The following is a 9,845-nucleotide window of genomic DNA, read 5'->3' as shown; positions in this document are numbered from 1 at the left end:
ATCATCATACTATCAAAGCTCCTATCGCGGGAGAGGGGGTAGATCGAAGTGAAATAGAAAAATTTGTGCTCAATTTAAGATGAAATCTTGTCTAAAAAACTTTAGGGACGTTGCCTAGTTAAACAGGCATATTTTTTATCACTATACTTAGGTTAAAGATACCGTTTGAGCATACCCTTTGAAAAAGAAAGAGCGGGAAACCGTGCAAGGAATTTTTCATTTTTACAAGGTTATTTTCTTATATGCCTGGCAAAAACCGTTTCTTGTCGTGTCATTAATCATCCAACTCAGCTTGCAAAATATTTGTTTTTTGGCAGGTCCTTTTGTCATAAAAGATATTTTTGACAAAGCCATTGCCCATAAGAATTTGCATTTATTTTATTTATTGCTCACCTTTTTAGTCATTTTGATGCTTATTTCCATCATCACCATAATAATCATCACGTATTTATCTTCATCATTGGCCAATCACGTCATCAATCAACTGCGCTCGGATTTACATACAAAAATTTTAACTTTGCCTACAGCAGTAATAAGCAAATACACTACGGGCGATATTGCTTCACGTTTTTCGGAAGATATTTCTGCCATCAGAACTTTATTAAGGAAAATTTATTGGGATGCGATATTTGGTGTTTTATATATCATCGCCGGGATCAGTTTACTCTTTTACCTGAATGCGCTTATCTCCGTCATCGTCATCAGCTTGATGTTGATTTTTTTACCCGCAAGCTTGTTTATTGCAAGACTTAATAAGAAATATTTAGCGATTAAACGCCAGGTCGATGCTGCTTCCCTGGCTGCTGTCTATGAAAGTTTTGTTTTACATAATCCAATTCGTATCTTACGCTTATCCTGCTTTCGGAAAAAACAATTTGATAAAGAACTCCATGATGCCCTGCCTGCGAACAGTAAATATGATTTTTTAGGTTTAATGGAAGCGAATACCATTAGTATGGGGACGATGCTGGGACGATTTGTGGCGCTTGCTTTAGGCGGTTATTTTGTATTTATTGGGCTTTTAACTATTGGCGGTTTTCTAGGGTATTTTACTTTAGTTCAAGGCGTAATGTCGGGGATCATTGGACTTGCCGGCTTTTACCCTTTCATAACCCAAGCATTGGACAGTTTCAATCGCATCAGCGTCTTGCTAACTGCCAAGGAACAGGCTGAGGATTTTGCCGAATGCTTGCCTGACTTGCAATATAAAATTCAATTAAAAAATATAAGCCTCACTTATCCTGGCGCGAATAAAGCCGCATTAACCAATATTAATCTGGATATTCCCAAAAATGCCGCAGTCGCCATCGTCGGTGTGAGTGGCTCGGGTAAAAGTACCCTGTTAAATTTATTAACCCGTGGACTTTATCCTGATGAAGGCGTTATCCTTTGGGATGGTCATGATGTAAAGAACTACTCGGTTTGTTCTTTGCTAACTCATATCCGTGCTGTATTACAAACCCCTTATGCGTTCAACACCACGATCTTCGACAATATCCGCATGGGAAAGCTCGATGCCAGCCGTGAAGAAGTCATTAAAGCTGCAAAAGACGCTGAAGTCCATGCTGAAATCATGAATTTGCCGCAAGGATATGACACCGTGGTTGGCACTGAAGGGCAAGTACAACTCTCTATTGGCCAGCGGCAACGCATCATTCTCGCGCAGGCGCTGCTGGGTAAGCCCGAGTTATTGATTTTGGATGAACCGACTGCTTCCTTGGATCCAATTAATCGTGATGCTATTCAAAACACGTTGTTAAAACAATTGCATAAATACACCATTGTGCTGGTTACCCATCATCTTCGCGAAGCATCTCACATGGATAAAATTTATGTAATGAAAGATGGGACCATTGTGGAATCAGGGAAACATCAACAATTGCTGGAGCTTAATGGCTATTATTCGCAGTTATGGAATAAACAATCCGGTGCGACTCTCACGGCAGGCGGGCTACAAATGAGTGTGGATTTGCACTGGTTGCAACAAATTCCCATTTTTAAAAATTTTAACTTAAACGCTTTGGACAGGCTGGCCAGACATTTTTTCATTGAAACCGTGGATATGAATCAAGTTGTTATCAATGAAGGAGAAGCGGGAGATAAATTTTATATTATTGCCCACGGCAAAGTAGATGTTTCACAAGACTTTGCAGGCAAACAAAAAAGAATTGCTGTTCTGGAAGATGGTGATTTCTTTGGGGAATTATCCTTGCTGCAATCCATCCCCCGCACCGCCCGCATTACCAGCCGTGAAACCACAACGTTTCTTGTGTTATACCAGGCGCAATTTAAATCTTTATTGCGGCAAATGTCAGATGCAGATCGCAAAAAAATAGAAGCCATTGCAGATGATCGTCTTAAAAAAATTAAGCTGACTTCTGCATACGCGAAAAAAACTGATATTCAGTAAACGACAGATACTTAAAATGGATCCCGCCATCTGCAGCGAGGCACACTCCTTGGCACGGACTTCATTTCACGCTAGGATAGTTTTTTTGTTATTTATGCTGCAATAGGAGAGTGAATGGCTCAGGTAGACGTTTCCCCCACCCAGGATATACAGCAGGAAATTCTGCAGTTAAGGAATTATCTTAACTCACGCATTCTCGGGCAAAAAGATTTGATTTCACGTTTGCTCATCGCTTTACTGGCTGACGGTCATCTGCTCGTGGAGGGTGCTCCGGGACTTGCCAAAACGCGTGCGGTAAAGGAATTGTCCATAGGCGTTGAGGGCAGCTTTCATAGAATTCAGTTCACTCCTGATCTTCTGCCAGGCGATTTAACCGGTACCGATGTATACCACCCTGAAGATGGTTCTTTTGTATTTCAACCTGGCCCTATATTTCACAATATGGTTTTAGCGGATGAAATCAACCGCGCTCCGGCCAAAGTACAATCTGCATTGCTGGAAGCCATGGCGGAGCGGCAAGTTACCATTGGCAGCGTAACTTATCCCTTGCCTGAATTATTTTTAGTCATGGCGACCCAAAATCCGATCGAACAGGAAGGGACTTATCCCCTGCCTGAAGCCCAACTGGATCGATTTTTAATGTACGTTAAAATTGGCTACCCTGATGTGCAGGTCGAACATGATATTTTAGGACTGGCCAGGCGTGAGGCACTGGCAGGAATTGTGACTGAAAAGGATGAACAGAGAACTAATATTGCACCGCTGCCACAAAGCACATTGTTCCAGGCCCGCAAGCAAGTATTGCATGTTCATACCAGCGAAGCTTTAGAAAACTATTTGGTGCAACTGGTGGTGGCAACCCGCAACCCGCGCTCGTACAGTGAAGAATTGCACCGTTGGCTGCGCTATGGTGCAAGTCCAAGGGCCACAATAGCATTGGATCGTTGTGCCAAAGCACATGCCTGGCTTGCTGGACGAAGCTACGTAACACCCGAAGACATTCATCTCATCGCTCACGACATTTTACGCCATCGTATTCTATTAACCTTCGAAGCGGAAGCAGAAGGCATTAGCAGCGATGATTTCCTGGATGAATTGTTGCGTCTGGTCGCCTTGCCCTAGAAAATACCCATTTTGGTATACGCTGCACAGGCATTCTTGCAAGGGGTATTAGCAAATGAGTGACGGAATCGTTGCACAGCTTAACGAATTAATTGCCTTAAAACGCTATGCGCGCTCAGTAAATTACCATCCCGAGCGTCGCGCACTGCGTGCGGGAACCCATTTGTCCAAATTACGCGGGCGCGGAATGGATTTTGCCGAAGTGCGAAATTATCAGGCAGGCGATGAAGTGCGCCATATGGAGTGGCGCGTGACAGCACGCACCGGCAAGCCGCATGTAAAATTATACCAGGAAGAACGCGAACGTCCCGCAATCATCCTTACCGATTTCAATGATTCCATGTATTTCGGTACACGCCATGCTTTTAAGTCGGTAGTAGCTGCACGCCTTGCTGCCTTAGTAGCTTGGACTGCGGTATGCGAAGGCGATCGGGTCGGCGGATTATTATTCTCAGGCGGCAAGCATGACGAATTTCCCCCCCGCGGTCGCGAAGCAGGCGTATTACCATTCCTGGCCGGGTTAAGTGAGTACACTAAAGAAGACAAAACCGAAGCAAAGCAACCACGCTCGCTAAGCGAGGCTCTCTTACGGCTGCGCCGCGTGGCAAAACCTGGCAGCATTTTGGTGCTGATTAGCGATTTTTACAATCTGGATGTGGACAGTGAACAACATTTAAGCCGCCTGCGCGCCCATAATGATGTATTGGCTTATCATGTCTGTGACCCATTGGAATTAGCGCCCCCCAAACCGCAACAATATGCCATCACCAACGGGCGAAAAGAATTGCTGCTGGATACCACAGTACAAAGCGTTGCTGCAGCCTATCAGCAATATTGCGAACAGCGCATCGCCACCCTTGAAATTCAATTTAAGCGCCTGCAAATACAATACATACAAGTTACAGCTGACATGGATTTACCTTTGCTGGTACGGCATACTTACCCACGGAGACTATCCCATGGCTAAGCGCTTTTCCCTACGTTGGTTTTATATATTCGCGGGCTTTCTGCCCTGGCCGGCGGGGTTTGCTGCATCGCCCCCGCCACAACAAGAGCTGGCACACCTTCGCGATATTCACATCCCGCCTGCAATTGGCTGGTGGCCTTTGGCACCCGGCTGGTATGTAATATTATGCCTGCTCGCCGTTGCCCTCTTTGCTTTAGCTTTCTTTTTATACCGCCATTACAAAAGAGGAAGGGCCAAACGCCACGCTTTGCGGATTTTAAAAACATACCGGCTTGAATATGCACAGCAAGGTAACGCGCAAATAACTTGTGCCCGCATTTCCGAATTGTTAAAGCGGGTTGCTTTGGTTTACTTCCCCAGAGAACAGGTAGCCAGTTTACAAGGTGAAGACTGGATAAATTTTTTGGATAAAACGGGGAGGGGAATTGATTTCCAACCGCTTAAAATGGAGTTACTTGAGTTGCCTTTTCAACCGGATAATCGCACGCAAGCTCCGCCGCAAAACAAGCTGCCCAAACAGCAAAGCGGGAAACTATCCTTGCTGTTCATGCAGACCGAAAAATGGATTAAGCAACGGAGTAAACCGTGTTTGAATTAGCATTTCCCTGGGTTTTCGCTTTTCTCCCGCTTCCTGTTTTATTGTGGTTTTTATTGCCGCATAGCAACTTGCAATTATCTTCCGCCCTTAAAATTCCTTTCTTTAACGCCGTAGCAACCATTGTAGAAAGAGAAAAACAAAGCATCGTCCAATATAAGAAATTGCCTGTTTTATTTTTGATATGGTGCCTGCTTTTACTGGCTTTGGCTGGCCCGCGTTGGGTGGGGGAACCGAAACCTGTGGCTCGGGAAGGCTATAACATCATGTTGGCTTTGGATATTTCCGGCAGTATGGAGCTTACGGATATGCTCTTATACGGCCGCCCTGCCACACGCTTGGCGGTAGTCAAACACACAGCCATCCAATTCGTGCGCGAACGCAGCATGGATAAAATTGGTTTAATTCTTTTCGGGAGCCGTGCCTATTTGCAAACTCCACTGACTTATGATCATCAAAACGTGATCACGCGTTTGGAAGATGCAACCGTGGGATTGGCGGGAAAAACCACTTCAATTGGCGATGCCCTGGGATTGGCAGTCAAACGATTGCAAAATGTCCCCCCGGAAGGCCGGGTTATCATCTTGCTCACCGATGGGGTTAACAATTCTGGGGTCTTAACTCCGCTAAAAGCGGCTGAACTTGCGCGTGCGGATGCCATTAAAGTGTATACCATTGGCTTAGGATCAGACGTAGCTCCCCAGCAACTCGGGGATTTGTTTTTAAATGTAGCCGCTGATCTGGATGAGCAAACGCTACAAGAGGTAGCCAAGATAACTGGCGGGCAATATTTCCGCGCCACTGATATGCAAAGCCTGCAGCAAATTTACCAAACGATCAACCAACTGGAAACCATTAAACAAGAACAAGAAATGATACGGCCACAGCATGATTATTATCCCTGGCCACTGGCTTTATCTTTTCTCCTATTCTTATACTGGCTTGCCGATTTGGGCGGCTTATTAAACCGCTTTGCATTGCCATTTAAAAGGGAGGCTATAGAATGATGGCTGAATTCCATTTTATGCGCCCCGGGTGGCTGCTGGCTTTTTTGCCTCTGCTTTTTTTGTTTTGGGCATTATGGCGGAAAACTCCTGCAATGCAGGCTTGGCAAGAAATTTGCGACAGTCATTTATTAACCCGCCTGATGCAGCAAGGGGGTAAAAACACCCGCACGTTCGCCCTCTTGTCCCTAATCGGCAGCGCTTGTTTTATGGTAGTGAGTTTAGCCGGCCCTTCCTGGTCTCGCTTGCCGGTTCCTACGTTTAAACCTGTAGAACCCCGGGTTATTCTATTAGACATGTCCGAAACCATGTTACACAATGATTTGCCTCCCAATCGCCTGGAGCGCGCCAAATTTAAGTTACACGATTTATTTCAGGATAAACGCAGCGGTCAATTTGGCTTGATTGTCTACAGCGGCGAACCTTTTATCGTTTCGCCCTTGACGGATGATGCACAAACCATCGATGCATTGCTCGCCTCGCTCACTGCGGACGTCATGCCCGTCGAGGGTCAACAGCTTGATACCGCTTTACGCGAAGCGGATAAGCTCATTACGCAAGCTGGTTTTAATCAAGGCGATATTTTAGTATTAACCGGCACTGCCCCTTCCCCTGAGGCCGTAGGTGTTGCGCGGGATTTGCTGAAAAAGGGTACCCGCACTTCAATCATCCCGATAACAAATACTGCAGTACCTGCGCCGTTTAAAGAACTGGCTGCGGCCGGACAAGGAATATTGATTCCTTTTGCTGACACCTCGAACGACATTGAGGAATGGCTGGCTTTTACCAAGCGTAAACAAAAATTTACCGCCGATGCAAACAATGATATTCCTGTCTGGAAAGATAATGGGCGCTGGTTTCTAATTCCTGCCTTATTATGCTTGTTACCAGCATTTCGGCGTGGATGGCTACAGAGATTTTATGCATGAAACATTTGAACTGCACAAATAAAGTGATTAAGACCATCGGCTGCCTTGTCCTTTTAGCCTCGGCAATAAAAACATACGCGTTTTCCTGGCAAGATTTCTGGATTACAAAAAATCAACAGGCGCAATCCATGATGCAGAAAGGAGAATTTAAGCAAGCGAAAGATACGTTTGAGCAAACTGATTGGAAGGCAACTGCAGCCTACCGAGCCGGTGATTATCAGCAGGCGGCAGAGCTTTACCAGCAACTCGATACAGAAGACAGCTACTACAATCTTGGCAATACTTTAGCGCATATGGGTAAATATGAAAAAGCCATTGCAGCTTATGATAAAGCTCTGGCGCAAAATCCGGATCATCAAGATGCTTTGCACAACCGTAAAATTCTTGCAGACTTATTAAAGAAACAAAAAAAACAACAACAGGAAAAAGAGCAAGAAAATCAAGCCAAGCAGAATGAGAAACGACCTTCTGCAAGCGGCGATGGACAAGAGCAACAAAATCAGCAAATGCAAAACGCCAAGCAACCCAACCCTACCGAGAGCGGTGAAGAGCAAAACAAGCAAGGGCAAGAAGGCAAACAGCAGAAAAACCACACGCCGCAAAATGATAAACAAACTGCAGACACGCAAGCACAAAAACCAAACCAGGCAAAATCTGAGGAAGTAAACGCGCCCCAACATAACAAACAGACTGATGACAAAATGGCAGAAGATCCGGCGGATGCTTCATCCCAACTCGCACGTGAACAGAAACAAACAAAAGAACAGTGGTTAAGACTAATTCCTGACGATCCAGGCGGATTGTTACGTGAAAAATTTTTACGTGATCATTTACATAGACAACATGGGTGGGATTGATGAAAACAGATTTTTATAGCTACTTACGACGTTTGTTACTGATATGTTTACTTATTTCCTGCCTGCCCTCAACCAGTTTGGCAGCAATAAATGTGCAGGCGGCTCCCACCAGCGTGCAAGAAGGGGATACATTGCGCCTCACCTTGACTATGGATGACGCCAATGCGGAAGGGATCCCGGATTTAACCCCCCTGCAAGAAAATTTTACCATCGTAGGGACTGAACGCAGCGCTAATTACACGATCATTAATGGACAAACGCATTCTTTACGGCAGTGGAATGTAATTTTACTCCCCAAAAAAACAGGCAAGCTTACTATCCCGGCTATTAAAATAGGTCAGTACGAAAGCAAGCCTCTTACCATCGAAGTTACTGATGCCGCCACAATGACAGGGCAAGCCGATAGCACAGCGCCTGCCTCCCAGCCGGTAATGTTAAAAACCGACATCAGCGAGCCCGCTCCCTTTGTAAACCAACAAGTCATTTACACGGTTAAATTTTATAATAGTGAACGCTTGTTGGATGCTGAATATCATCCACCCCAAGTGGAAGACGGGTTGATTATCCCGCTTGAAGATGCAACCCGCTACCAGACGGTAGAAGACGGCCAAAGCTACACGGTTGAAGAACAACGTTATGCAATTTTTCCTCAAAAAAGCGGTGAATTAAAAATCACCGGCCCTGCTTTAAATGCCTTGATTTATGATGCCGTGCCCAGAAGAGTAAATTTGCGTGCCAAGGAAAGCAAATTACAAGTCAAACCCATCCCAAGTACGTATAAGGGCAAACACTGGCTTCCAGCAAAACAAGTGACATTAAAAGAAACCTACGATAAAAGCACAAGCGAGCTGAATGAAGGCACTACATTAGTCAGAACCATAACGCTGCAAGTTGTAGGGGTGCCCGCACAAATGTTGCCGCATCTGGAATTGGGCAAGCAAAAAAACTTCGACATTTATCCTGAAAAACCGGCAGAGCGCAATTACATTAAACAGCAGGAATTCATAGGGGAAACTACGGTAAAAATTACCTATTTACTCAATCACTCTGGCAGTATTACTCTGCCTGAATTGGTTGTGCCATGGTTTAATACGACAACAGGCAAGGAAGAATGGACAAAGCTGCCGGCACGTTCGTTACAGATTAAAGGCAAAGCCCTTCCACAACAGCATGCGGGTAACCAACTAACCGCCAGGCCGCCGGTTGCAGACAATAAAGCCATGGAAACTTCGGCGCCTGCCGCTGTAGACAAGCCACAACGCGAACAAAGCCTTACAGGCTGGTGGGTGGCAATTTTTTTGGCTGCTGCCTGGATTCTCACTTTAATTTTATGGTGGTTTAAACCTTTTCCATTTTTAAATAAAAACCATGGGAAAGGCGTGCTTAAACGTTTAAAAGCGGCTTGTTTTGCAAATCATGCGAAAGAAGCGCGCACTGCTTTACTGCAATGGGCCGCTTTCCAATGGCCCGGTGCCAAATTGCTTACTTTAGAGGATATAACCCATTTGGCCCACGATGCGGCATTGAAACAACAAATGCAATTATTGTCACAAGCACTGTATAGCCCCAATAGAAAAATAAACTGGGAAGGAAAAAATTTATGGCTCGCTGTAGTGAATTTTCGTAATAGAAAAATGAATTATGCTAAGAAAAGGGCTGATTTACCACCAATCAATCCAGTGCAATCCTAGGGCGTGTTTTTAAAGTTTTTCAAACGGTTAAAAATTTGATAAAAAGGCTCCATAGTAAAAATGGAGTAAGTGAATGTCACGATTTGTCATTGATGATAAGATGTGGAGTAAATTAGAACAATTATTGCCAGCCCCCAAGGGCCGTCATGGGGAAAATGATCGGTTATTTATCGAAGCAGTTTGCTGGATCATAAGGACAGGAGCGCCTTGGAGAGATTTACCTCCTGATTATGGAAAATGGCAAAGTGTTTATGGCCGCTATAATCGCTG

At 44.9% G+C, this 9,845-nt stretch carries 9 protein-coding genes; all 9 read left to right on the top strand.

The window, feature by feature from the left end; genetic code table 11:
- Positions 1-178: 178 nt before the first annotated feature.
- The gene (locus tag ELY11_RS11650; protein ID WP_127033716.1) at positions 179-2,410 is read left to right on the top strand and encodes an ATP-binding cassette domain-containing protein; all 2,232 of its coding nucleotides are present in this window, start codon (positions 179-181) and stop codon (positions 2,408-2,410) included.
- A 114-nt stretch (positions 2,411-2,524) separates the two neighbouring features.
- Positions 2,525-3,532 (top strand): AAA family ATPase, encoded by a 1,008-nt coding sequence (locus ELY11_RS11645; protein WP_127033713.1) that lies wholly within the window; start codon positions 2,525-2,527, stop codon positions 3,530-3,532.
- Positions 3,533-3,587: 55 nt separating this feature from the next.
- A complete protein-coding gene (locus ELY11_RS11640; protein ID WP_127033710.1) occupies positions 3,588-4,499 on the top strand; it encodes a DUF58 domain-containing protein in 912 nt (303 codons plus the stop codon).
- A complete protein-coding gene (locus ELY11_RS11635) occupies positions 4,492-5,097 on the top strand; it encodes a DUF4381 domain-containing protein (RefSeq protein WP_127033707.1) in 606 nt (201 codons plus the stop codon). Before ELY11_RS11640 ends, ELY11_RS11635 begins: the two co-directional genes overlap by 8 nt.
- Complete coding sequence (locus ELY11_RS11630; RefSeq protein ID WP_126954502.1) at positions 5,085-6,101, top strand: VWA domain-containing protein; 1,017 nt, start codon at positions 5,085-5,087, stop codon at positions 6,099-6,101. Before ELY11_RS11635 ends, ELY11_RS11630 begins: the two co-directional genes overlap by 13 nt.
- A complete protein-coding gene (locus tag ELY11_RS11625; protein WP_126954503.1) occupies positions 6,098-7,027 on the top strand; it encodes a vWA domain-containing protein in 930 nt (309 codons plus the stop codon). The genes ELY11_RS11630 and ELY11_RS11625 overlap by 4 nt, the downstream gene beginning before the upstream one ends.
- A complete protein-coding gene (locus ELY11_RS11620; RefSeq protein WP_127033704.1) occupies positions 7,024-7,884 on the top strand; it encodes a tetratricopeptide repeat protein in 861 nt (286 codons plus the stop codon). The genes ELY11_RS11625 and ELY11_RS11620 overlap by 4 nt, the downstream gene beginning before the upstream one ends.
- Positions 7,884-9,575 (top strand): BatD family protein, encoded by a 1,692-nt coding sequence (locus ELY11_RS11615; RefSeq protein WP_127033701.1) that lies wholly within the window; start codon positions 7,884-7,886, stop codon positions 9,573-9,575. The genes ELY11_RS11620 and ELY11_RS11615 overlap by 1 nt, the downstream gene beginning before the upstream one ends.
- Positions 9,576-9,648: 73 nt before the next feature.
- The coding region (locus ELY11_RS11610) for a transposase (RefSeq protein WP_126954506.1) at positions 9,649-9,845 on the top strand (197 nt) is incomplete at its 3' end.

The sequence above is a fragment of the Legionella septentrionalis genome, assembly GCF_003989745.1.
Lineage (GTDB): Bacteria > Pseudomonadota > Gammaproteobacteria > Legionellales > Legionellaceae > Legionella_A > Legionella_A septentrionalis.
This window is presented reverse-complemented; position numbering and strand designations above follow the sequence as displayed.

Bases quoted from the DNA above. Each gene is read 5' to 3' on its own strand.
- ELY11_RS11620 (WP_127033704.1), top strand. From the start codon at position 7,024: ATGAAACATTTGAACTGCACAAATAAAGTGATTAAGACCATCGGCTGC.
- ELY11_RS11615 (WP_127033701.1), top strand. From the start codon at position 7,884: ATGAAAACAGATTTTTATAGCTACTTACGACGTTTGTTACTGATATGT.
- ELY11_RS11625 (WP_126954503.1), top strand. From the start codon at position 6,098: ATGATGGCTGAATTCCATTTTATGCGCCCCGGGTGGCTGCTGGCTTTT.
- ELY11_RS11645 (WP_127033713.1), top strand. From the start codon at position 2,525: ATGGCTCAGGTAGACGTTTCCCCCACCCAGGATATACAGCAGGAAATT.
- ELY11_RS11635 (WP_127033707.1), top strand. From the start codon at position 4,492: ATGGCTAAGCGCTTTTCCCTACGTTGGTTTTATATATTCGCGGGCTTT.
- ELY11_RS11640 (WP_127033710.1), top strand. From the start codon at position 3,588: ATGAGTGACGGAATCGTTGCACAGCTTAACGAATTAATTGCCTTAAAA.